Genomic DNA, 22,298 nt, shown 5'->3' with positions numbered 1-22,298 from the left:
TCCCGCGGCCCGACCCAGGAGAACCCCGATGACCCTGTCGACCTCGTCGACCACCTCGCTCGACGCCCTCCGTGCCGGTGACCTCGCGGCGCTCGGCGCGGCCGTGGCCGGCCCCGTCCTGCAGCCCGGTGACCCCGGGTTCGCCGAGGAGATCGGCGGGTTCAACCTCGCCTACACCCCGGCCGCCGCCGCGGTGGTCGGCGCGACCAGCACGGACGACGTCGCCGCGGCCGTGCGGTACGCCGCCGCACCGCACGGCCTGGCCCCGCTCAGCGGCTCGTCGTCGCAGGTCGGGGTGGTCGGCTACACGACCGGCGGCGGCCTGGGCCCGATGGCCCGCCGCTACGGCTTCGCCGCGGACCACGTCCGGCGCTTCACGATCGTCACCGCCGACGGGATGGTGCGCGACGTGTCCGAGCACGGCCAGGGGCCCGACGCCGACCTCTTCTGGGCCGTCCGCGGCGGCAAGGGCAACTTCGGGATCGTCACCGAGATGGAGTTCGACCTCGTCCCGGTCACCCGGTTCGTCGGCGGCGCGCTGATGTTCGGCGCCGACGACGCGGCCGCCGTCCTGCACGCCTGGCGCGAGTGGGCCCCCGGTCTGCCCGAGGACACCACCACCTCCGTCGCGCTGCTCCGCCTCCCGCCGGATCCGGCCCTGCCGGAGCCGGTCCGCGGCCGCTTCGTCGTCGCCGTGCGGTTCACCCACCTCGGGTCGGCCGAGGAGGGCGCCGCGCTGCTCGCCCCGCTGCGCGCCGTCGCCGGGCCGGTGCTCGACACGAGCGCGGACATGCCCTACCCCGCGATCGACGCCGTGCACATGGACCCGGTCGACCCGATGCCGATGTGGGACCGCGGCACCGCGCTCTCCGCGCTGCCCGCCGAGGCGGTCGACGCGCTCCTCGCCGTCGCCGGGCCACAGGCCGACGTGCCGCTGGCGATGGTCGAGATCCGGCTGCTGGGCGGCGCGATCGCCCGCCGGCCCGAGGTGCCCAACGCGGTCGCCAGCCGTTCGCCGGAGCCGGGGATCCGTTCCCCGGGCTCCGCGGCGTGCCGGCCGGGCCGCTGTGGAGACCGTATGAGCGGCCGCGATCAGTGAATCAATCGGCCGCGAACCGGGTACAGTGGCGCATGGCCACTCCGAGCGACGAACGCGCCGCCGGTCACCGGACCCACGGCGGCGACCCCGACTCCGCCTCCCCACCCGACGTCCGCGCCGCGGCGACCTCCATCAGGGGCCGGCCGGTCCTCGGCATCGGCGGTCCGAACTCCGGCACCGGCTCCCACGACGGACAGAGCGCGCTGAAGCTGCACCGGGGCATCTCGGTGCTCGCGTTCCTGCTCTGTGTGCTGGTGACCGTGGTGTTCCTCATGGACGCCGCGCTGGTCCCCGCGATCATCTTCGCCGTGATCGCACTGGGCTGCGTCGGCGTCTTCATCTGGACCAGCGTGCAGCTGCGTCGCGCGACCGGGACCCACGACCCGGATCGCGAACCCTACGTGACCTGATCGATACTCCCCGTGACACTCGACGAGGTCACGGAGGACCGATGCGGGTCGCCCGCCACCGCACGCCCGCACGGACCGGACCGCGCGCCGCGATCGCGCTGGTCCAGGTCCTCGGGCTCGCGGTCTGGTTCTCGGCCTCCGCGGTGGTGCCCCGGCTCCGCGCCGAGTGGGGCATCGGCGAGGCGACCGTCGTCTGGCTGACCGTCTCGGTGCAGCTCGGCTTCGTCGCGGGCGCGGTCACCTCCGCGGTGCTCACGCTGCCGGACCGGGTGCGCCCGCACAGGCTGCTCGCCGGGTCCGCCCTCGGCGCGGCCGCCTGCACGCTGGTGCTGGCCACCGTCGTCGACTCCCCCGGGCCCGCGCTCGTCCTACGCGCGTTGACCGGTGTCTTCCTGGCCGGGGTCTACCCGGTCGGCATGAAGCTGACGGCGTCCTGGTCCGGTCCGGGTACCCGGTTCCGCGATCTCGGCGTGCTCGTCGGCGCCCTCACCCTCGGCTCCGCCCTCCCCCACCTGCTGGGCGGCCTCGCAGGCCCGGGCCTGCCCTGGCGCGGTGTCCTGCTCGGCGCCGCGGCCGCCGGCGTGCTCGCCGCGCTGGTCGCCGCCGGGCTCGTCCGGCCCGGTCCGGGTCACGCGCCCGCCCCGCGCCCCGATCCCCGGTACGCCGTCCGGATGCTCCGCGAGCGCGGGCCCCTGCTCGTGGTGTGCGGCTACCTCGGACACATGTGGGAGCTCTACGCCTTCTGGACCTGGCTGCCCGCCTACCTCGCCGCGGCTCCGGCCACGAGCGCACGGTCGGGCGGGGTGCCGATCGAGCTCGTCGTGTTCGCCACCTCCGGCGTCGCGGGCGCGCTGGGCTGCGCCGTCGCGGGGCGGCTGGCGGACCGGGAGGGGCCGGCGCCGGTCGCGATCGCCGCACTGCTCGCGAGCGGCACCTGCTGCCTGCTCTCGCCGGTGATGGTCGGGGCCGGGGCGCCCGGGCTGTACGTCTTCTGTGCGGTGTGGGGCGCGGCGGTCGTCGCGGACTCGGGGGTGTTCACCGGCGCCCTGAGCGACGTCGCCGACCGTCGCTACGTCGGCACCGCGCTGACCACGCAGACCGCGCTGGGCTTCCTGCTCACCGCGGTGAGCATCCCGGTGGTCCCTCTGATCGCCACCGCAGGAGGGTGGCCGACCGCATTGCTCGTCCTGCTCCCCGGCCCGGTGCTCGGGGCGATGGCCGTGCGGGCGTCGCTGCCGTCGGCTCCCGCGGTGCCGGTCCGCGCCTGAGGCCGCCGGACCGGGCGGCCGTCCCCCGATCGCCCGACACGGGGTTCACCCGCCGGACCCTCCGGCCGCCCGACGGTGCCGGCCGCGCCCCGGCGCGACCCTTCTCCCGTGCCGCGGGAACCACCCGCGCGCAAGGCCGGAAGAAGGCTCGCCATGACCGCCCCCACGGGTTCGCCGCCATCGGCCCCACGCTCGGCGCGGCCCTCGCCCTCGCCGCGGCGCACCTGGTGATCGGACTCGCCGTCGCCACCCTGACCGGCCGCGCGGCCGCCGCCTCCCGGCGGGTCGCCGCCCGGGAGGTGTGAGCGCGCGAGTCGGGGCGACGCCCGGGCCGAAGGGGTGCCCGGGCGTCGCCGCGCGGTCCCGGCCGGAGGGGCGCCCCGGCGTCGCCGCGCGCGGTCCAGGCGGAGCGGGTGGTGTGAGCGCGACCGCCCGCGGCTCCCGCACCGATCTCCGCTTGCCACACTGGGAGCATGGCGCCTGATCCCACCCCCGTCCCCGGGTCCACCGACCTGCTCGTCGTCGGGGCCGGGCCGGCGGGGTCCGCCGCCGCCGCGTGGGCCGCCCGGCAGGGTCTGGACGTCGTCCTGGCCGACGCCGCGGTGTTCCCCCGGGACAAGACCTGCGGCGACGGACTCACCCCGCGCGCGGTCGCGGAGCTGGACCGCCTGGGGCTGGGCGAGTGGGTGCGTGGGCACGGTGCGAACCGCGGCCTGCGCGCGGCGGGCTTCGGGCAGGAGCTGCTGCTGGAGTGGCCGGGCGGCTCGCTGCCGTCGGAGGGCAGCGCGGTGGCGCGCACCGAGCTCGACGCCCGGATCCGCGAGGTGGCCCTCGAGGCCGGGGCGGTGCCGGTGCAGGGCGCCAAGGCGGTCGGCGTGGAGCGCGACGGCGAACGGGTTTCGGGCGTCACGTTCGCACTCGCCGAGGGCGGGAGCGCCACGCTCCGCTGCGAGCGGCTGGTCGTGGCCGACGGCGCCCGCTCCACGCTCGGCCGGGTGCTCGGCCGGGAGTGGCACAAGGACACGGCCTACGGCGTCGCGGCCCGCGGGTACATCCGCTCCGGCCGGCACGACGACCCCTGGATCTCCTCCCACCTGGAGCTGCGCGGCACCGAGAACGAGGTCCTCGCCGGGTACGGCTGGGTCTTCCCGCTGCACACCGGCGAGGTCAACATCGGCGTCGGCACGCTCGCGACCGACAAGCGGCCCGCCGGTGTGCAACTGAAGTCGCTGATCGAGCACTACGCGACCCTGCGCCGCGAGGACTGGCAGCTCGACGGGCCGGTCCGCCTCGTGCGTTCCGCGCTGCTGCCGATGGGCGGGGCCGTGTCCGGGGTGGCCGGACCGAACTGGGCGCTGGTCGGCGACGCCGCGGGCTGCGTCAACCCGCTCAACGGCGAGGGAATCGACTACGGCCTGGAGACCGGCCGGCTGGTCGCCGAGCTCATGGCGACCGAGAAGGACCTGGACCGGGCCTGGCCCGCCACCCTGCGCCGCCACTACGGCCAGGCCTTCTCCATCGCGCGCCGGCTGGCCGGGCTGCTCACGATCCCCCGGCTGCTGCCGCTCGCCGGGCCGGTCGGGATGCGTTCGACGCCGCTGATGCGGGTCGCGCTGCGGGTGATGGGCAACCTCGTGACCGAGCAGGACACGGACCTGGTCGCGAAGGCGTGGCGCGCCGCGGGCCGGCTGTCCCTGCGGTTCGACGAGCGCCGGCCGTTCCCCGCCGCCGACCTGCGGACGTAGTTCGACGGCGGGGCTGGCCTCGACGGGGCGGAGCTGATCGGGGTTGGTCGGGACAGGGCTGATCAGGGCCGGGCTGGGCTGGGCCGGTCAGAACAGGGCCGGTCAGGGCAGGGCCGCGGCGTAGAGGTCGGCGAGGGCGGCCCAGTGCCGCTTCTCGGCGTCGGCGTCGTACGTGGGGCTGTCCGGGACCGCGAAGCCGTGCGCGGCCGGGTAGGTCTCCAGGGTGTGTCGCACGTCGGCGGCGGTGAGGACCTCGTCGAGCAGCGCGAACTGCTCCGGCCCGAACGACGCGTCGTCCTGCGCCCCGGCGACGTACACCGTGGCCCGGACGTCGGCGGCACGGTGGTGCGGGCTGTCCGGGTCGTCCGGCACCGCGAGCCGGCCGCCGTGGAACGACGCCGCGGCCGCCACCCGGTCGCCGAGCGCGCCCGCCGCCGTGAGCGACGCCCGGCCGCCCATGCAGTATCCCGTGGTGCCGACGGCGTCGCCCCGGACCTCGGGCCGGGCGAGCAGGACGTCGACGTACGCCGCGGCGTCGGCCCCGATCGCCTCCGCGGTCAGCGGCCGGACCAGCTCCCCCAGCCGCGCCCGCTCGGCAGGGTCGCTGAACAGCGTCGCGACGTCGAAGGGCTCGAACCCGCCTGCGCGGTAGTAGACGTCCGGCAGCAGCACGGCGTACCCGAGGTCGGCGAGGTGGTCGGCCATGCCGAGGAAGATCTCGCGCACGCCGCCCGCGTCGGGATACATCAGCACGCCGCGCCATGGCCCTTCTCCCGCCGGGGTGTGCAGCGTCGCGGCGCACTCGCCCGCGGGGGCCGGGATGGTCAGGGCGGTACGGGGCAAAGCGGCCTCCGTCGGGTCCATGGGTGATGCGGACGAGCCTAAGGGCGCCGGAGGCCGGTCAGGCCTCCCCGCGCGCCTCCGGGGAGAGCAGGTAGGCGGTGAGGGCGGTCGCCAGCTCGCCGAGGACCTTCTCGACGACGGCCAGCTCGTCGCCGGTCAGCGCGCCGACCACCCCGGACGCCCGGTGCCCAGGGTCTCGAGCAGCTCGGCGGCCACGTCGCGGCCCGCCTCCCGGCAGCCCAGCCGGATGCGCCGGCGGTCGGCGCGGTCCGGGGCGCGGCGGACGTGCCCGCAGCGGACGAGCCGGTCGACGATGCCGGTGATGGCGCCGGTGGTGAGCCGCAGGGGCTGGGCGAGGTCACCCGGGGTCGCCGGGACGCCGCCGGCCTCGGCGGCCGCGATGACCACCAGCGCGTGGACCTCGGTGGAGCGCATCCGCCGCCGGCCCGCGATCACCTCGACCACCCGCTCGACGCCTGCCCCGAGCAGGTGCACCCGCGTCCCGAGCGCGGCGACCGCGTCCTCCCGCACCGGGAGCGCGGTCGTGTGGTCGTGGGCGTGCACCATCCGGGCGGCGCGCTCCTCGGCGGTGACATCCGTTGGGGCACGGTCTGCACAGGACGTGTCGCTCAAGGGCGACCACTGTCCACGTGCGACTCGGCATCGTGTCGCATTCCGTCCCCTTGCACCGTCGCTCCGTCCTCTCAGGGCATCCTCACACACAGTTCCGAGACGAGCGCATCGACCGTTCGTCGCACTCCAGGGCGCGATCTTTTCGCGACGATACGGAGTAGCGCGATCACCCGTCGTGAGGCAGGTCGCGTGCTCAGCGCAGCCGTTCGAGCACGGTTCGCACAGAGACGTGGCGACCCATTCGAGGGGTCATCCCGACATTTCCCCGCTGGACCAGGGAGAGTTGCGCTCAGCGACACACGAATGCGTCCGCCGATTCTGCACGCTGTCGAATGGTGCCGGGCAGATACCTTTCCATGACGTGACAGTGGCCACTCTCCGCGTTCGAGGGAGGAGACGAGGCCTCCGTACCCGCACCAGGGGTCCCGCGGCATGATCATCTTCTGTGGAGCGGGAGGGCCGAATTCCGACCCTGAACGTCCACGACGGACGATCATGGTCGGGAGGCGTACCCTGCGTGGACCCGGGTCGGCCTGCTGTCGGGTGCGGGCACGGATGACCCGGTCTCCCACCTCGCGTTCCCGCCCCCACGGTCCCGTTCACCAGCCCGGACGCCATGATCGCCACTGCTGGACGGGGAGGGTCGAATTCCGACCCTGGCTGTCCACGACTGGTGATCATGGCCGAGAGGCGGCCTGCCTTCGCCTTCCTGCCTTCGCCTTCCCGCCTTCGCCTTCCTGCCTTCGCCTTCCCGCCTTCGCCTTCCCGCCTTCGCCTTCGGCTCCGTGAGTCACTCCTGCGAGCCTCGCCCCACCACACCGCGACGGCATGATCACCGATCCTGGACCGAAGCGGTCGAAATTTGACCCGCCCCTTCCACAACCGATGATCATGACCCGGGGATGGCCTGCCTCCGCTCCCCGGCTCCGCAGGTCTGCTTGTGCGCGCTCGGGCTCATCACACCCCGACCCCGTGATCACTGCTCGTGGACGGGCAGGGTCGAAATCCAACCCTGCCCGTCCACAAGTGGCGATCTTCGTCGGGGCGGCGAGCCGGCAGGTCGGGCGCGACCCTCAGACCGACAGGCTTCGGGCCGGTCGCTCGCGCGCGACCCCTCGACCCGGACGGCGGGCCAGCCGGTCGGCGCGACCCCTCAAGCCCTGCGACCCCTCAGCCCCGGCGGGCGGCAGGGTCCGGGTCCGGCGTAGCCCTCAGCCCTGTTCCCGGCGGGGCGCGGGGATGATGCGGGGGCGGTGGTCCCGGGAATGGTCCCGGGCGTGACGGGGGTCAGCACGCCGGTCCCGGGGCGGGTCGAGCGGGATCGGGAGGCTCTGGACCGGGATGCGGCCCGGGTCGGTGGCGTGCCGCGGCGCCGGCAACGCGGGCGGGAACCGACCCTCCGCCCCGCCGTCCGGGCCGATGCCGCTGCGGGTGGAGGTGACGTCGTAGGCCGTCTCGGCGTGCTCGTGCAGGTCCAGCCCGCCCGCCTCCGCCTCCGGGGAGGCACGGAACCCGAGGGTGAACCGGATCAGGTACCCGATCCCGAGCGTGACGACGAACGAGTACCCCGCGACCACCCCGGCCGCGACCGCCTGCCGGCCGAGCTGGGTGAACCCGCCACCGTGGAGGAGACCGTCGGCGGGCAGCGCGGCGTTGACCGCGGTCGAGCCGAAGACCCCGACGAGCAGGGTGCCGACCAGCCCGCCGACCAGGTGGAGGGCGACGACGTCGAGCGAGTCGTCGAGCCGCAGCCGCCACTTCAGCGCGCAGGCCAGCGGGCAGACCACGCCGGCCACCGCCCCGATGGCGATGGCACCCCACAGGTCCACGAACCCGCAGGCGGGTGTGATCGCGACGAGCCCGGCGACGGCCCCGGAGGCCGCGCCGAGCGTGGTCGGGCGCCCGGTCCGCAGCTGCTCGACGAGCAGCCAGGCCAGGACGGCGGCGCAGGTCGCCACCGTGGTGTTGGCGAACGCCAGCGCGGCGAGGCCGTCGGCCGACAGCGCCGACCCGGCGTTGAACCCGTACCAGCCGAACCAGAGCAGCGCGGCGCCCAGCACGGTGAAGGGCAGGTTGTGGGGCCGTGCGACGACGCCGGGCCAGCCCTTGCGCCGGCCCAGCACGATCGCCAGCGCGAGCGCCGCGGCCCCGGCGTTGACGTGCACGACCGTGCCGCCCGCGAAGTCGACGGCCTGCAGCCGGTTCGCGATCCACCCGCCGACCGCGTCGGGGGCGAGGAAGCCGTCGACCGAGAAGACCCAGTGCCCCACGGGCGCGTAGACGAGGACGCTCCACAGCGCCACGAACACGACCCACGGCCAGAAGCGGGTGCGTTCCGCGACCGCACCCGAGATCAGCGCGGGCGTGACCACCGCGAACATGAGCTGGAACATCGCGAACGCGAGCACCGGCACCGCGTGCTCCCCCGGCCAAGGCGCCCCGTCGCCGGCGAACCCGGCCAGGTGCAGGACCGACCAGTGGTCGCCGGCCGAGCCGACGGAGCCGATCAGGCCCGCCATCGCGTCGTCGCCGAACGTGAGGTCGAAGCCGACGACGGCCCACACGAGGCCGACCACCACGAGGCAGACGACGTTGGCCATCAGCATGTTCAGAACGCTCTTCGCCCGCACCATTCCGGCGTAGAAGAATGCGAGCCCCGGCGTCATCAGCATGACCAGGGCGGCGCTCGCGAGCACCCATGCGGTGTCGCCGGTGTTCGCGCTCACGCGGCGGCGCCGGCCCGGCGCACCGGGCCCCGTCTCCCACCGATCACGCTGCCCACCACCGCCTTCTCCGTGCCCGCTCGTCCACACCGGCCGCCCGACGCGCGCAACGAGCCTAGGCGTCTCGCCACCCCGTTCCGGGGAACCGCAGGGATGTTAACGAACCGGTAACCCCTTTCGCGAATGATCCACACGACGATTCCGGACACATTTCGACAGTCCGTGGCCGACCGATCACGAAGGGCTGTTTCCGGGCGGTTCCGGCGCACCGACGGCACGCGCGGGCGGCGCTTCCGCTCACGGCGTGTGAGGGAGGGGGTCGCCCGTCACTTCTGCCGGAAGCCGTGCAGCACCGCCGCCATGTCCTCGTCGGCGTGCCCGCGGGCCGCGGCCTCGGCGAACCGGTCGTGCATGGCGGTCATGAGCTGGTCGGACACCCCGTTCCCGGCGAGTGCCTCGGCGATCAGGCCGGAGTCCTTGACCGCGCCGTCGAGCGCGAAGGCGGCCGGGAACTCCTCGGCGATCATCGCCTTGCCCTTGAGCTGCGCGTACCCGCTGTCGAGCGGCCCGCCGGCGATCGAGTCGAGCCACTGCTGCGGGTCGACGCCCAGTGCCTGTGCCAGCGCGACGGCCTGCCCGGTCGCGGTGACGAGGGACAGCACCCAGGAATTCGCGACCAGCTTGAGCCGGTGTCCGTCGCCGGGCTTCTCCCCGACCCACACCGTGCGGGAGCCGATCGCCCCGAACACCGGCGCGACGGCCTTGCGCACCTCCTGCGGCCCGCCCGCGAGAACCACGAGCTGCCCGGCCTCGGCGGGCTGGCGGGTGCCGAGCACGGGCGCGTCGACGAACGCGACGCCGTGCTCCCCGGCCAGCGCGGCGAGCCGGTCGGTGCCCTCGAGCCCGACGGTGGCGGTCTGCACCCAGGTGGCACCCGCCTTCGCCGCGGGCAGGGCGCGCTGCATGACCTCGGCGACCGAGTCCGCGTCGAACAGCATCGTGACGATCACGTCCGCCCCGGACACGGCCTCGGCGGGGTCCTCCGCGACCCGGGCGCCGGCGTCGGCGAGCGGGTGGGCCTTCTCCGGGCTGCGGTTCCAGACGGTGGTGTCCAGCCCGGCCTTCGCCAGGTTGGCGGCCATCCCGGCGCCCATGATCCCGGTCCCGAGCACGGTCACTGCGGTCATCGTTCCTCCAGCAGGTCGGCGGGTCTCACGGGGCGAGCACGCGCCACGAGTGCGGCGGGAGCAGGAGCGCGTCCTCCGGCGTGCCGCCCCGCGCATCCTCCAGCGTCTGCCCCGCAAGTCCGTCGGGGAAACGCCGGGGCTCGTCGTCGACGGACAGGAGGGCCACGAGCGCCTCGCCGCCGGGCCCGGTGGACCGCAGGGCCATCGTGGTGTTGGTGAGGTGCTCGACGCTCGTGCGCGCGCGGACCAGCCACGGATGCCGGCGGCGCATCCCGATCAGCCGCTGGTGCAGCTCCTGCACCGGGGCGCCGAACGGGGCGAGCCCGGCGGGGGTGTCCGGGAAGGGCGGGCGCACGGCGTCGTCGCCGAACTCGCGCTCCTCCTTCACCCCGGTGAAGGCCTGCTCGTCGCCCGCGTAGAGGCTCGGCACGCCACCGACCGTCATCAGCACCGCCACGGCGTGCCCGATGTGGTCGGTGCGGTCCAGCCGGCTCGCCAACCGCGTGACGTCGTGGTTCCCGACGAAGGTCAGCGGCGCGAACGACTCCACCATCGCGGAGTGCCGGTCGAGGGCGTGTGCGAGCTCCCACAGGTTGCGGTCGTTGAGCGCGCTCCAGATCGCCTTCCACAGCTCGTACTGGGTCACGGAGTCCATCCCGGACTCGGCGACGATCGCGGCGTAGTCGCCGTGGATCACCTCCCCGGCGAACCAGGCGTCGGGGAACTCCTTGCGAACGCCCGGCAGCACGGCCCGCCAGAACGCCGTCGGGACCTGATAGGCGGCGTCGAGCCGCCAGCCGTCCGCGCCGCGGCCCAGCCAGTGCCGCATGACGGCGGCGACGTGCTCCTGCACGGCGGGCTCGACGTGGTTCAGCGCGACCAACCGGCCGTGCCCTTCGAAGGTCGCGGGGGCGTCGCCCTCCCAGTGGAACCAGCGGCGGGCCCCGGCGTCGCCCTCCTCCGCCGCGCGGAACCGCGCGAACCCCTGGCCGACGTGGTTGAACACCCCGTCGAGCAGCAGCCGCACTCCCCGCGACCGCGCCGCCTCGACCAGGGTGTCGAAGTCGGCGTCGTCGCCGAGGCGGGAGTCGATCCGGAAGTGGTCCACGGTGTCGTAGCCGTGGGACTCGGAGGCGAAGACCGGCCCGAGCGCGAGCCCGGAGCACCCCAGCTCGAGGAGGTGGTCGAGCCAGGGTTCGAAGTGTCCGAGGCGGTGTGCGACGGGGCTGCCGGGCGGGAGCGCGTCGCGCTCGGCGCCGACGAAGCCGAGGGGATAGGCGTGCCACCAGATCGCGTGGTCGATCCACCGGTCGTGCATGCCGCCAGCCTTCCCCACGACGGCGGAACTCGCTGGGCCGGACGCCCCTGCCGCTCTACGGTCGGGCCATGACCGCCATCGCGACCTTCTCCCTGGCCGCCCTCGACACCCGGGACCCGCTGGGCCTCGCCCGCTTCTACTCCGCGATCACGGGATGGCCGATCCGCCCCAGCGACGAGGCCCCCGGCACCGAGTGGGTGGAGCTCGTGTCCGGCGGCGGGGCCACGCTCGCCTTCCAGCTCGCGCCCGGGCACACCCCGCCGGACTGGCCGGGCGACGCGCACCCGCAGCAGGCCCACCTCGACTTCGACGTCCCGGATCTCGACGAGGGCGAGACCCGGGTCCTCGCGATCGGCGCGCGCAAGCACGACGTGCAGCCCGGGAAGGACTTCCGCGTCTACCTGGACCCGGCCGGGCACCCGTTCTGCCTGGTCCTGGAGCACTGACGAGCACTGACGAGCACTGACGGGAGCTCACGGGGCGAGCTGCGCCCGGTTGCGGGCCATCACCGCCCGCCGCCGCTCCTCCAGCGCGGCCAGGTCGGTCGACCCCGCCTCGGCGATCGCCCGCTCGGTCTCCAGGGCCGCCAGCACCGGCGCCCCCGAGCCCTCGACGTACATGCGCTTGACCGCCTGCAGCACGTCGGCAGGCGGCTCGGTGGCCGCGGTCGCGAGCTCGACGGCCCGGTCCAGGAGCCGCTCGTGGGGCACGACCTCGGTGACCAGTCCGATCCGCAGCGCGAGGGCGGCGTCGACCACCTCGCCGCAGAACGACATCCGCCGGGCCCAGGCCGTGCCGACCACGCTCGGCAGCCGCGCCGTCATCCCGCCGCCCGGCCGGACGCCGACCCGGGCGTGGGTGTCGGCGAAGACGGCCCGCTCCGAGGCGACGAGGAAGTCGCAGCCCAGCGCCAGCTCCAGACCGCCGGTGAAGCACGCCCCGTTGACGGCCCCGATGATCGGCTTGCGCATGCGGCCGGTCTGCGCGATCACCGGCTCGTCCCGGTGCCGTCGGAAGTAGGCCTCCCCCTCGACCGCGGCCTGCTTGAGGTCGACGCCCGCGCAGAAGGCCGGGTCGGCCCCGGTCAGCACCACGGCGAGCACGCCCTCGTCGGCGTCGGCCTCGACGAGCGCGCGGTAAAGCTGCGAGATCACCTCGCCGCTGAAGGCGTTGCGGGCCTCGGGCCGGTCGATCCGGACGACGCGGACGGCGCCCCGGTCCTCGATGTGCACGACGTTCATGCCTGTCCTCCTGCGGGCGCGCCCGTGCGCACCTCGGCCGCGATCCCGGTGACGAGCGCGGGGTCCGCGTCCCAGGGTGTGTAGTTCCTCGCCGAGGCGGCCCGCAGACCGTCGTACCCGGCCTCCTCGGCATGGCGGGTGGCCTCGCGCGGGTTCGCCGGCCCGGTGAGGGGCAGGCTGGTGTCGATCTTCACCGGGACCTCCGGGCGCTCAACGGACCTGCTCCGCGGGCGCGAGGCCGGCGACAACGTCGCGGCGGAGCAGCTTGCCGGTGGGGGTGCGCGGGATCTCGGGCCACGCGTGGATGCGGTCGGGGGTCTTGGAGCTGCGCAGGGTGGCCCGCACGGTCTCGCGCAGCCCGTCGAGCGCGGCGGCGTCGAGGTCGGTGCCCGGGCGGGCGACGACGACGGCCTCGATGCGCTGGCCCCACTCCTCGTCCGGCACGCCGACCACGACGGCGTCGGCGACGTCCGGGTGGGCCAGCAGGACGTCCTCGATCTCGGCCGGGGCGATGTTCTCCGCCCCGCGGATGATCGTGTCGTCGATCCGGCCCTCGATGAACAGGTAGCCCTCGGCGTCGAGCCGGCCCTGGTCGCGGGTGTCGAACCAGCCGGTGCCGTCGAGCGAGGAGCCGCGTCCGGCGTACTCGGTGGACACCTGCTCGCCGCGCACCCAGATCCGCCCGGGCATACCGGCCGGCACCGGGGCGCCGTCCTCGTCGCGGACCTCGATCTCGATGCCGGGCACCGCCTGCCCGGCCGAGGACAACCGGGCCCGCACCGCCTCGTCGGTCGAGTCGAGCGCGGCACGGTGCTCGGCGGGGCCGAGCACGGTGATCGTCGAGGAGGTCTCGGTGAGCCCGTAGGCGTTGACGAACCCGACGTGCGGCCATTCCCGCAGGGCCTGCTCGACGATCCGGCGCGGCATCGCCGCCCCGCCGTAGGCCAGCGACCGCAGCGAGGGCACCGCCCGCTCCAGCCCCGGCTCGTCCATGATCCGCGCCAGCATGGTCGGCACGACCATGGCGTTGGTGACCTCCTCGCGGCGCACCAGCTCGATCCAGCCGGCCGGGGTGAACGACTCGAGCACCAGCACCCGGCGGCCCGCGTAGAGGTTGGTCAGCGCGTTCGACACCGCCGCGATGTGGTAGGGCGGCACGCTCATCACCGCCGCCTCCGCCTCGTCGGCACCGGCGAACTCCACCGTGCCCAACACGTAGGAGACGAGGTTGGCGTGGCGCAGCACCACGCCCTTGGGCGCCGAGGTGGTGCCCGAGGTGTAGATGATCACCGCGGCCGAGTCCGGGTCGACGAACCCCTCCTCGGCCGGCGCCGACTCCGCCGCGGCGGCGGCGTCGCGCAGGAACTCCTCCGGGGTGCGGAACCCCAGCCCCGCCCGCTGCGCCGCGGCGGCCTGGGCGGCGTCGGCCACCACCAGCGCCTTCGGGTGCTGCGCGAGCAGGTGGTCGAGCTGCGCGGCGCCGAGGCGGTAGTTCACCGGCACCAGCGGTACCCCGGCCCGCGCCGCGGTGAACAGCGCCACCGGGAACGCCGGACCGTTGACGGCCAGGTAGAGCACCGCGTCCGCGCCGGCCCCGGCGACCAGGCTCGCACCGCCCGCGGCCAGCTCCCGCACCCGCCCGGCCGTGAGCCCCTCGGCCCGCGTGCCGACCACGATCCGGTCACCGAAGCCCTCGGCCGCCATGTCCAGCAGCACCGACAGGTTCACCGCGGCCGCCTCAGTCCGACGCCGGCAGCGGCTTGGCGTCCTTGAGCGGCAGTGGCGTGCCCCCCACCGCCAGCGTCCCGGCGCCGGCCTTGGTGCAGAGCAGCTCGATGCCGAGGTCGGGATCGGCGTAGCGCTTGCCCATCCGGGTGCCAGCCTGCTGGTCCGGGTCGGCCGGGTGCGTGGTGCCCGCCTCCGGGCCCTTCGCGTCCACCATCGGCGCGCCCCCGCAGGTCACCTCCACGTCCGCGTCCCCCCATCGCACCACGACCGCGGTCGTGGCGTCGGTCGTGCTGGCCAGGGTCGTGCCGATGCGCGGCTTCATCGCGGCGCCCTCCGTGTCGACGAGCGGGCCGCCCGGTGGGGCGGCCCCGAATGAGAGTGTGACGTCAGCGTCACAATGCCATCCGGAGCGGCGGTGGGGAAGACCGGCCGGAGATCACCCGTTCACGCGAACCCGTGGAGCCGCGAGCAGCCGGGTGCCAGACTCCCGGCGAACGCCGCTGGGCCCGACAGCTGGGGGACCGATGCTCGCGCTCGTCGTCATCATGCTGATCCTGCTCGCGTGGGCGCTCGTCGCCGGCAGGCTGGCCCGCTTCAGCGTCACGATGCCGTTCGCGATGCTCGCCGCCGGCGTCGCCCTGACAGCCGGGCCGGCCCCGGTGTTCATCTTCGACATCGACTTCGAGCCGTCGGAGCACGTGGTCGAGGGGATCCTGGCGATCCTGCTGTTCACCGACGCGACGGAGATCCCCGGCGGGATCCTGGGCCGCCAGCCCCGGCTCACGCTGCGGCTCCTGCTGATCGCCCTCCCCCTGTCGGTCCTGGCCGCCTGGCTCTTCGGCGCCGCCCTGTTCGGCGGCGCCGGCTTCTGGCTCCTCCTCGTGCTCGCCGCGGTCGTGATGCCGGTCGACCTCGCGCCCGCCATCGCCGTCGTCCGGGACCGGCGGATCCCGGAACGGCTGCGGCAGGTGATCAACGCCGAGAGCGGCCTCAACGACGGCCTCATCGCCCCGGTCTTCCTGTTCGCCCTCGCCGGGGCCACCCCCGCCGGTGGCGAAGGGCTGGCCGACGCCGCGCTCCACGCCCTCCCGTCGCTGGTCATGGCGATCCTGGCCGGGGCGGTCGTCGGCGCCGCGGCCGCGCGGATCCTGCGCCGGGCGGTCGACTCCGGCTGGACGCAGTCCTCCGCCCTGCGGATCGGGGTGCTCGCGCTCCCCCTGCTCGCCTACGGCGTCGCGGTCCTCGTGGGCGGGAACGGCTTCGTCGCGGCCTTCGTGGCCGGGGTGTTCTTCGAGCCGGAGGCGCGCCGGCTGCCGCCCGGCACGCTGCACCTCGTCGAGGACGTCGGCACGCTGCTCTCGCTGGCCATGTGGTTCATCTTCGGCGCGATCGTCAACCACACCCTCGGCGGCGGGGCGATCACCTGGCAGATCGTGCTGTACTCGCTGCTGGCGCTGACCGTCGCCCGGGTGCTGCCCGTCGTCGTGGCACTGATCCGCACCGACGTCTCCGCGAAGGACCGGCTCGTCCTCGGCTGGGCGGGGCCCCGCGGCATCGCGACCCTGGTGTTCGGCATGCTCGCGTTCATCGAGCTGCAGGGGCCGGAGAAGGACCTCGTGCTCGCCGTCACCGTGGTCACCATCGTCGCGAGCATCGTCGTGCACGGCCTGTCGACCGGGGTGGTGGCCCGGCACTACGGCCGGACCGCGGCCGCCGAGGCCGATGGCACGACCGACGTCACCGGGTCCGACAGCACGACCGACGTCGCCGGGTCCGCCCCGCCGGGCGGCCCCGGCCCGGCCGTCGCACCGGTCGGGCGGAGGGGCTCCCGGGGCCGGTGGTGGCGGCGGGGAACGGAGCCGTGACCGGCCCGGGGACGGCTCCGCTCAGCGCCGGCTCCTGTGCTCCGGGTACCAGCGGGTGAACTTGAAGGCCCCCACCAGGACCACGATCGGCAGGATCCAGTCCGTCCAGTCGCTGGTCGAGGGCAGCCGCGCCGCGATGTAGCCGAGAAGCGCCGTGACGAGGAAGGCGATCCCCCAGACCAGCGTCAACACCCGGTTCACGTGTGTGAACTCGGGAGTCGACCACACCTCCTCGGGCGTGGACTCCCGGGCGTACTGCTCGGTGAACGGCGTGAACGCCAGCGAGATCAGCGCGACCAGTCCGAGCACGCCGCTCGAGATCGTGGTGGAGTACGTGTCGAGCACGTCGCGGTCGTGCGCGCCGACCACCGCCCCGGCGACGGCGAGCCCGACGAAGAACACGATCGTGACGACGTCGAGCAGCTTCGTCCGGTGCTTCCGGGTGGACGGGACGGCCAGGATGATCGCGGCGAGCGCCGCACCGATCGCGCCGTACTCCCAGGTGCTCGGGCTGTTGGCGACCACCCAGAAGATGATCCAGGGCAGGAAGCCGCCGACCGGGTTCTGCGCCACGCGTTCCACGAGCGAGGGCTGGCGAAGGTCGTTCTCGACGCGCTGGTCCATGGGGGCCTCCGCTCCGTCGGCAAGGACCCGCGGCTGTCGCCGGGCGGCGTCAGCGAGGGAAACGGAGTGAAGCGCTCCGGGGCGGCGCTGTCGATACAGCGACCGAGTGACGACGGCACCGAGGCGCGGGTTGCCCGGCCTCCCGCGGGTGCGGTTGACTCCTCGCGTGATGCGCATGCGGCTCGAGTTCTTCGGCCGAGCCGCCGCGTGTGCCAGTTCGACGAGTTCTGTCCGCGGGCCGCGTAGCCGCGCCCCGTCGTGGGCAGTAGCCCGGGCCGCCGCGCGGCCGCTCGTGTCCCGGTCGCGGGAGGAGGGCGAGGCGCACGTCATCCGCAACGCCGGCGGCGTGATCACCGACGACGAGATCGGCTCCCTGGCCATCAGCCAGCGGCTGCTCGGCACCGAGGAGATCATCCTCATCCACCACACCGACTGCGGCATGCTGACCTTCACCGACGACGACCTCACGCGCTCGATCCAGGAGGACACCGGCATCAAGCCGGGGTGGGCCGCGGAGGCCTTCCCGGACCTGGACGACGACGTCCGCCAGTCCGTCGCGCGGATCAGGGCCAACCCGTTCGTCCCGCGCAAGGACTCGGTCCGGGGCTTCGTCTTCGACGTCGCCACGGGGAAGCTCAACGAGGTCGTCTGACCCCCCGTCCGTCCGGCCCGTCCCGCCCGGCCGCGTCTCAGCGCGTGGCCGGGCGCGGCTTGTCGACGAACCGGTGGTAGGCCTTCATGCCGTACCGGTCGACCGCCGTCTTGATCAGGCCGAAGATCGCGCCCTGCAGCGTCGCCGCGAGCAGCACCTCCTTGGTGCCGTAGTCGCGCGACAGCGGCTGCGGTGTCTCCGGCTCCTTCGAGACCCGCTTCCACACCAGGCTGAACACCTGCCCGGCGATCAGCCCGCCGAGCACCCCCGACACCAGGCCGACCGGCTTGTACGCGAGCTTCAGCGCGCCGGGCAGGTCGTCGCCGAGCTCGGCGGGTTTGTGGTCGGTCTTCTTCGTGCCGCTCATGCCGGGCACGTACCCGGCGCCGCGCTCGATCACACGCCACCGGCCCGCGCGGCCGATCACCCGCTGTGCACGACGACGGCCCGTCCCCGGCAGGACGGGCCGTCGTGGTCGGTCGGGATCGCTCCGCCGTCACGCGGGCGGCGGCGGCATCTCCCCGTGCTGCGGCGCGCGATCGACGTCACCGCGCCACGCGCCCTCCTCGGCGCCGCGCGACTCGATGAACTCCTTGAAGCGACCGAGGTCGCCCTTGGCCTGCTTGCCGACGATGCCGAGCGCGTCCCCGGCCTTCTCGACGACGCCCTCCGGCTCGAAGTCGAGCTGCAGGGTGACCCGGGTGTGCTTGTCGTCGAGGCGGTGGAAGGTGACGGCACCGCCCTGGCTCGGGCCGTTCACCGACTTCCAGGCCACCCGCTCGTCCGGGTGCTGTTCGGTGATCTCGGCGTCGAACTCGCGCGTGACACCAGCGATCTTCGTGACCCAGTGCGTCCGGGTGGCGCCGGTCTGCTCGATCCGCTCCACCCCGCCCATGAACCGCGGGAACGACTCGAACTGGGTCCACTGGTTGTAGGCGGTGCTGACCGGGACCTCGACGTCGATGCTGTCCTGAACGTTGGTGGTCATGTCGTCGGGGTTGCACCCGCGGCCGCGACCGAAACGTGGGCCGATCGGGCGGTGTCCGCGCTCATCCCTCGGGATCGGGCAGGGCGGGCGCGGCCCGCGAGTCGCGGCGCAGGTACAGCGGCACCAGCACCCACAGCATCGCCGTCGCCGTCAGCAGCGTCGCGGTCCCGACGATGCCCGCGAGCCGGCCCACCGCGATGTCCAGCACCAGCATCAGCCCCGCGGACAGCGTCAGCGCCAGGGAGCACAGCCCGGCCAGGGCCAGCTGGTGACCGTGCCGGACGAGCTCGCGCTTGCGGTTGCGCTGGAAGAGGATCCGGTGCGCCGCGACGGGCGCCACGATCAGTGTCGACGACGTCGCCGCGCCCGCGAGGGTGGCGACGAACAGGGCGTGCTGCATGGCGTCGAGGTCCTTGAAGCGATCGCTCAACGACAGCGTCAGCAGGAAGCCGAACAGGATCTGGACGCCGGTGAACACGACGCGCAGCTCCTGCAGCAGCTCCGCGAAGTTCCGGTCCGCGCGGTTCAGTGGCCCCTCGGCGCGGTGCCGGGTGTTCCAGTCCTCGGTCTCGTCGGTGACCGTCGCCGCCACGGACATGTGTCGCTCCTCCCGTCGCCGCCTCCCGGACCCGCCCTCCTGTACCCGTTTCCTCCGCTTTCACACGAACGGGTGAGCGAGAGGGCGCCGAGACGGCGTGACGGGTGGATCCCGTCGGGTGCGTATGCGGCGCAGGCCGAGGGGGTACGCCCGAGGTCGAGGGACGACGGATGTGAGAAGGGGGGTGCGGGATGACCTCGACCGGGACGGCGGCGGCGCAGGACGACGCCGCCGACGACCACGTGTGCTGGAGCTACGGCCCCGCTCCCGACGTGCCGGCCGGCGTGCGCCGGCGGCTCGGCCCGGTGCTGCGGGCGTGGTGTGTGGAGGGCGAGACCGCCGAGGACGTGCTGCTCGTCGTGACCGAGCTGGTCGCGAACGTGGTCGATCACGCGGGCACGCCCTTCGAGATCGAACTGCACCGGGCACCGGGGAGGCTGTACGTGGCGGTGCGCGACCAGTGCCCCACGCCGCCTGAGCCGCGCGGCATGAACCCGCACGCCTCCCGCGGCCGCGGACTGCTCGTCGTCCAGGCGGTGTGCCGCGACTGGGGGTACGAGGTGCACGGAGGGTCCGACGCCGACCAGCCCGGGAAGACCATCCACGCCGAGCTCGCGGCCTGAGCCCGGCACGGTTCGGCGCACGCGCACCGGGTACCCCGTGAGATGACCCAGATCGTGCGCCCCGGCCCCCTGCGCTGGCTGGCCTATGCGTTCGGCGCCGGGCTCCCCGCCCGGCACCGGACGTGGGTGCTGCACGACGTCACCGCCCCCACCTGGGTGCTCCGGCACCTGGTCCGCGCCGTCGTGCAGATCGCCCCCTTCGGCGTCGCCCTCTACCTGCTCGTCCCGGGCTCCCCGGGGATCCGGGCGACCGCGGTGGTGATGGGCGCGGTCATCGGCCTCCTCTACTCGGTGGCCTTCGTCGAGGCCGCCGCGGAGCACCGGGCGATCAAGGCCGGGTACCCGGAGGGCACCGCGGCCGTGACCCGTCGCGAGCGCCGCCGCGGCCGACGCGGGCCGGGCTCCTGTCCCGGCGGGCCGACGGGCCCGCCGCGCACCCCCACCTCGACGACCGGAGGCTCCCGATGACCGACCCCGCCGACCACACCGACCCCACCCGCACCGAGGAGACGGTCGACCGGCTCGAGGAGGAGGTGGTCGGGCACCGCGTGGACCAGTCCCGCGACGAGGACAGCGACCCGCGCCCGGCCCACCGCCAGGACGTCGAGCCGGGTGCCGACGCCGAGGACGGGCCCGGCACCGAGCCGTCCGACTGACCGGGCCCACCTGGTCCGACCCCACCCGACCGGGTCGAGCCGGCCCCGACGACCGGGCCGGATCGACCGCCGCGCACGATCGGCCCGGAGGAGAGCGCGATGATCCCGACCCTGTCGGACCCGGGCGGCGTGCCGGGGCGCCGCGAGGAGCACGACCCGCAGACCGGGTTCCATCCCCGCGACCAGCACGACGCCCTGCGTCCCGACGCGCCGCCGGAGACCCTGACGACCCCGGCGCCGGCGACGCCGGTCGGGGCGCTCGTCGTCGGGCTCGACGGGTCGCCGCAGTCCCGGGCCGCGCTGCGCTGGGCGGTGGCCGAAGCGCGGGCGCGGAACGTCGTCGTCGACGTCGTCCTCCTCGCCGAGGACCGCGATGGCTGGCTGGACGAGGTCCTCGGGGACACCGGCGACGGGGTGGAGATCCGGACCGTGGACGAACGCGGCGACCCCGCGACGGTGCTGCTCGGGCACGCGACGGCGGCCCGGCTGCTGGTGCTGGGGCACGTCGGCGGCCGGCTCGACGACGTGACGCGGCGGTGCACCGAACACGCCCGGTGCCCCGTCGTCCTCGTCCCGGTGGCCGGGCGCTGACCGTGGCCCGTTCCGACGACGCCGGGGGCGGCGGCGACCCCGGCCACTCCCCCGGGCGGCGCCCACCGCTGCCCCTGGTCGCCGCGGTCGTCGTGGCGCTGCCCGGCCTCTACCTGGGTGCGGCGAGCCTGCTCGGGCTGCCGCAGCCCGCGCTCCCCGCCCCCGCCGCGGTCGCCGTCTACGGGCTGGCGATCGTCGGCGCCGCGTTCGTGCTCTCCTGGGCCGGGGAGGCGGCGCAGGTGGACATGAGCGCCGGCCTCGCGCTCGCGATCCTGGCGTTGCTCGCGGTGCTGCCGGAGTACGCCGTCGACTTCGTGTTCACGATGCGGGCGGGCGAGGTCTTCTCCGCCGAGGGCGAGTGCGTGCCCGATCCCGGCGGCAGCAACCCCTGCTCGCTGGCGCTGGCCAACATGACCGGCGCGAACCGGGTGCTGGTCGGCATCGGGTGGCCGCTGGTGGTGCTGGTCGCGGTCCTCGCCGCCCGTCGGCAGGGCCGCCGGGCGGACGGCGGGCGCGAGGGCGGCCGCGCCGGTGTCCGGTTGCCGCGCACCCTGTCGGCCGAGGTCGTGTTCCTCGGGATCGCCACGCTCTACTCGCTGACGCTCCCGCTGCGCAGCACCCTGACCATGATCGACACGCTGGTCCTCGTCGCGGTGTTCGTCGGCTACGCGGTCCGCCTCGCCCAGGGGCCCGCGGAGGAGCCCGACCTGCACGGCAGCGCGGAGTGGGTGGCTCGACGCCCGACGGCGGGCCGGCGGTGGCTCTACGGGGCGCTCTTCGCGTTCGCCGCGCTGATCATCCTGGCGAGCGCAGAGCACTTCGCCGACGGGCTGGTCGAGACCGGCTCCCAGCTCGGCGTCGACCGGTTCGTGCTGGTCCAGTGGGTGGCGCCGCTGGCGAGCGAGGCCCCCGAGCTGATCGTCGCCTGCCTCTACGCCCGCCGGCTCCGGGCCGGCGACTCGCTCGGCACCCTGCTCTCCAGCAAGGTCAACCAGTGGACGCTGCTGGTCGGGACGCTCCCGCTGGTCTTCGCGATCGCGTCGGGGTCGCTGCACGGCCTGCCGCTCGACGACCAGCAGCGCGTCGAGCTGCTGCTCACCGGCACGCAGTCCTTCTTCGCGGTGAGCCTCCTGGTGACGCTCGGGCTGACCTGGCGCGGCGCCGTCGCGCTCGTCGTGCTGTTCGCGGTCCAGTTCGGCACGTCGATCTCGCTGCCGACGCCGACCGTGCACACCGTGTCGCTCGTGCTCTCCGGGGTGTACGTGCTGCTCGGCGTGGCGCAGCTCGTCCGGCACCGCAGGGCGCTGCCCCGGCGGGTGCGCGACGGCCTGCGCACCGACCCGTACCGGCTGGCCGAGGAGGCGGCCTGACCCGCGGCCGGGCCGTGGTCGCCCGGCGCTTCCGGCAATGGTTCCGGCCGATGCTCGGTGAGCGGGTACTCGACGGGTTCCTGGTCGTGTGGGTCCGCCGCGCCTCGAGCTCGGGTCTCGAGCGCAAGCGACGCCT

General features: G+C 74.6%; 25 protein-coding genes. 12 read left to right on the top strand and 13 right to left on the bottom strand.

Annotated elements, in window-relative coordinates:
- Positions 1–28 precede the first annotated feature (28 nt).
- From LWC33_RS15920 to LWC33_RS15905, 4 genes are all read left to right on the top strand, one after another.
- Positions 29–1,099 (top strand): FAD-binding oxidoreductase, encoded by a 1,071-nt coding sequence (locus LWC33_RS15920; protein WP_233305166.1) that lies wholly within the window; start codon positions 29–31, stop codon positions 1,097–1,099.
- A gap of 32 nt (positions 1,100–1,131) precedes the next feature.
- On the top strand, positions 1,132–1,509 hold the full coding sequence (locus LWC33_RS15915) for a hypothetical protein (RefSeq protein WP_233305165.1): 378 nt from the start codon (positions 1,132–1,134) through the stop codon (positions 1,507–1,509).
- A 41-nt stretch (positions 1,510–1,550) separates the two neighbouring features.
- Positions 1,551–2,777, top strand: a complete 1,227-nt coding sequence (locus LWC33_RS15910) for an MFS transporter (RefSeq protein WP_233305164.1) — start codon at positions 1,551–1,553, stop codon at positions 2,775–2,777.
- 473 nt (positions 2,778–3,250) lie between these two features.
- The gene (locus LWC33_RS15905) at positions 3,251–4,522 is read left to right on the top strand and encodes an NAD(P)/FAD-dependent oxidoreductase (protein WP_233305163.1); all 1,272 of its coding nucleotides are present in this window, start codon (positions 3,251–3,253) and stop codon (positions 4,520–4,522) included.
- Positions 4,523–4,624: 102 nt separating this feature from the next.
- On the opposite strand, the gene LWC33_RS15900 is transcribed toward LWC33_RS15905, so the two are convergent.
- The 5 genes from LWC33_RS15900 to LWC33_RS15880 all read right to left on the bottom strand — a co-directional run bounded on the left by LWC33_RS15900 (position 4,625) and on the right by LWC33_RS15880 (position 11,226).
- A complete protein-coding gene (locus LWC33_RS15900) occupies positions 4,625–5,365 on the bottom strand; it encodes a dienelactone hydrolase family protein (RefSeq protein WP_233305162.1) in 741 nt (246 codons plus the stop codon).
- A 156-nt stretch (positions 5,366–5,521) separates the two neighbouring features.
- Positions 5,522–5,932 carry a MarR family transcriptional regulator gene (locus LWC33_RS15895; protein ID WP_233305161.1) on the bottom strand — a complete coding sequence of 137 codons (411 nt, stop codon included), beginning with the start codon at positions 5,930–5,932 and terminating at the stop codon, positions 5,522–5,524.
- A 1,277-nt stretch (positions 5,933–7,209) separates the two neighbouring features.
- Positions 7,210–8,670, bottom strand: coding sequence for an ammonium transporter (locus LWC33_RS15890; RefSeq protein ID WP_233305232.1), 1,461 nt, complete (start codon positions 8,668–8,670; stop codon positions 7,210–7,212).
- Positions 8,671–9,047: 377 nt separating this feature from the next.
- Entirely contained in the window at positions 9,048–9,908 is an 861-nt protein-coding gene (locus tag LWC33_RS15885) for an NAD(P)-dependent oxidoreductase (RefSeq protein WP_233305160.1), read from the bottom strand.
- Between the two features lie 25 nt (positions 9,909–9,933).
- The gene (locus LWC33_RS15880) at positions 9,934–11,226 is read right to left on the bottom strand and encodes an alpha-amylase family glycosyl hydrolase (protein ID WP_233305159.1); all 1,293 of its coding nucleotides are present in this window, start codon (positions 11,224–11,226) and stop codon (positions 9,934–9,936) included.
- 68 nt (positions 11,227–11,294) lie between these two features.
- Between LWC33_RS15880 and LWC33_RS15875 the strand changes: the two genes are divergently transcribed.
- A complete protein-coding gene (locus LWC33_RS15875) occupies positions 11,295–11,672 on the top strand; it encodes a VOC family protein (RefSeq protein ID WP_233305158.1) in 378 nt (125 codons plus the stop codon).
- 27 nt (positions 11,673–11,699) lie between these two features.
- Here the strand turns inward: LWC33_RS15875 and LWC33_RS15870 are convergent, their stop codons facing one another.
- Genes LWC33_RS15870 through LWC33_RS15855 form a run of 4 tightly spaced genes read right to left on the bottom strand, consistent with a single transcriptional unit; the run spans position 11,700 to position 14,517 of the window.
- Complete coding sequence (locus tag LWC33_RS15870; protein ID WP_233305157.1) at positions 11,700–12,467, bottom strand: enoyl-CoA hydratase; 768 nt, start codon at positions 12,465–12,467, stop codon at positions 11,700–11,702.
- Positions 12,464–12,661 (bottom strand): hypothetical protein, encoded by a 198-nt coding sequence (locus LWC33_RS15865; RefSeq protein ID WP_233305156.1) that lies wholly within the window; start codon positions 12,659–12,661, stop codon positions 12,464–12,466. The genes LWC33_RS15870 and LWC33_RS15865 overlap by 4 nt, the downstream gene beginning before the upstream one ends.
- A 16-nt stretch (positions 12,662–12,677) precedes the next feature.
- Positions 12,678–14,195, bottom strand: coding sequence for a class I adenylate-forming enzyme family protein (locus tag LWC33_RS15860; RefSeq protein WP_233305155.1), 1,518 nt, complete (start codon positions 14,193–14,195; stop codon positions 12,678–12,680).
- Between the two features lie 10 nt (positions 14,196–14,205).
- Complete coding sequence (locus LWC33_RS15855; RefSeq protein ID WP_233305154.1) at positions 14,206–14,517, bottom strand: hypothetical protein; 312 nt, start codon at positions 14,515–14,517, stop codon at positions 14,206–14,208.
- A 202-nt stretch (positions 14,518–14,719) separates the two neighbouring features.
- On the opposite strand from LWC33_RS15855, the gene LWC33_RS15850 reads away from it, so the two are divergent.
- Positions 14,720–16,060 carry a cation:proton antiporter gene (locus LWC33_RS15850; protein ID WP_233305153.1) on the top strand — a complete coding sequence of 447 codons (1,341 nt, stop codon included), beginning with the start codon at positions 14,720–14,722 and terminating at the stop codon, positions 16,058–16,060.
- 21 nt (positions 16,061–16,081) lie between these two features.
- Here LWC33_RS15850 and LWC33_RS15845 read toward each other — a convergent pair whose 3' ends face one another.
- Complete coding sequence (locus tag LWC33_RS15845) at positions 16,082–16,684, bottom strand: DUF3159 domain-containing protein (RefSeq protein ID WP_233305152.1); 603 nt, start codon at positions 16,682–16,684, stop codon at positions 16,082–16,084.
- Between the two features lie 175 nt (positions 16,685–16,859).
- Between LWC33_RS15845 and LWC33_RS15840 the strand changes: the two genes are divergently transcribed.
- Positions 16,860–17,336: a beta-class carbonic anhydrase gene (locus tag LWC33_RS15840; RefSeq protein WP_305080869.1), complete on the top strand. Its 477-nt coding sequence runs from the start codon at positions 16,860–16,862 to the stop codon at positions 17,334–17,336.
- A gap of 37 nt (positions 17,337–17,373) precedes the next feature.
- On the opposite strand, the gene LWC33_RS15835 is transcribed toward LWC33_RS15840, so the two are convergent.
- From LWC33_RS15835 to LWC33_RS15825, 3 genes are all read right to left on the bottom strand, one after another.
- Positions 17,374–17,703, bottom strand: a complete 330-nt coding sequence (locus tag LWC33_RS15835; protein ID WP_233305151.1) for a DUF4235 domain-containing protein — start codon at positions 17,701–17,703, stop codon at positions 17,374–17,376.
- Between the two features lie 129 nt (positions 17,704–17,832).
- Positions 17,833–18,324: an SRPBCC family protein gene (locus LWC33_RS15830; RefSeq protein ID WP_233305150.1), complete on the bottom strand. Its 492-nt coding sequence runs from the start codon at positions 18,322–18,324 to the stop codon at positions 17,833–17,835.
- Positions 18,325–18,385: 61 nt separating this feature from the next.
- Positions 18,386–18,922 carry a DUF6328 family protein gene (locus LWC33_RS15825; RefSeq protein WP_233305149.1) on the bottom strand — a complete coding sequence of 179 codons (537 nt, stop codon included), beginning with the start codon at positions 18,920–18,922 and terminating at the stop codon, positions 18,386–18,388.
- 191 nt (positions 18,923–19,113) lie between these two features.
- Here LWC33_RS15825 and LWC33_RS15820 point away from each other — a divergent pair, with 191 nt between their 5' ends.
- The 5 genes from LWC33_RS15820 (at position 19,114) to LWC33_RS15800 (ending at position 22,162) form a co-directional block, all read left to right on the top strand.
- Positions 19,114–19,545 (top strand): ATP-binding protein, encoded by a 432-nt coding sequence (locus LWC33_RS15820; protein WP_233305148.1) that lies wholly within the window; start codon positions 19,114–19,116, stop codon positions 19,543–19,545.
- Between the two features lie 42 nt (positions 19,546–19,587).
- On the top strand, positions 19,588–20,013 hold the full coding sequence (locus LWC33_RS15815) for a DUF5313 family protein (protein WP_233305147.1): 426 nt from the start codon (positions 19,588–19,590) through the stop codon (positions 20,011–20,013).
- Positions 20,010–20,201: a hypothetical protein gene (locus tag LWC33_RS15810; RefSeq protein WP_233305146.1), complete on the top strand. Its 192-nt coding sequence runs from the start codon at positions 20,010–20,012 to the stop codon at positions 20,199–20,201. Before LWC33_RS15815 ends, LWC33_RS15810 begins: the two co-directional genes overlap by 4 nt.
- Before the next feature lie 99 nt (positions 20,202–20,300).
- Positions 20,301–20,792, top strand: a complete 492-nt coding sequence (locus LWC33_RS15805; protein ID WP_233305145.1) for a universal stress protein — start codon at positions 20,301–20,303, stop codon at positions 20,790–20,792.
- A gap of 2 nt (positions 20,793–20,794) precedes the next feature.
- Positions 20,795–22,162 carry a sodium/calcium exchanger protein gene (locus LWC33_RS15800; protein ID WP_233305144.1) on the top strand — a complete coding sequence of 456 codons (1,368 nt, stop codon included), beginning with the start codon at positions 20,795–20,797 and terminating at the stop codon, positions 22,160–22,162.
- Positions 22,163–22,298 lie beyond the last annotated feature (136 nt).

This window comes from Pseudonocardia terrae (genome assembly GCF_021343995.1).
In the GTDB taxonomy this organism is placed as follows: domain Bacteria; phylum Actinomycetota; class Actinomycetes; order Mycobacteriales; family Pseudonocardiaceae; genus Pseudonocardia; species Pseudonocardia terrae.
Note: the sequence above shows the minus strand (reverse complement) of the source record. Positions and strands in the feature narration are given on the sequence as shown.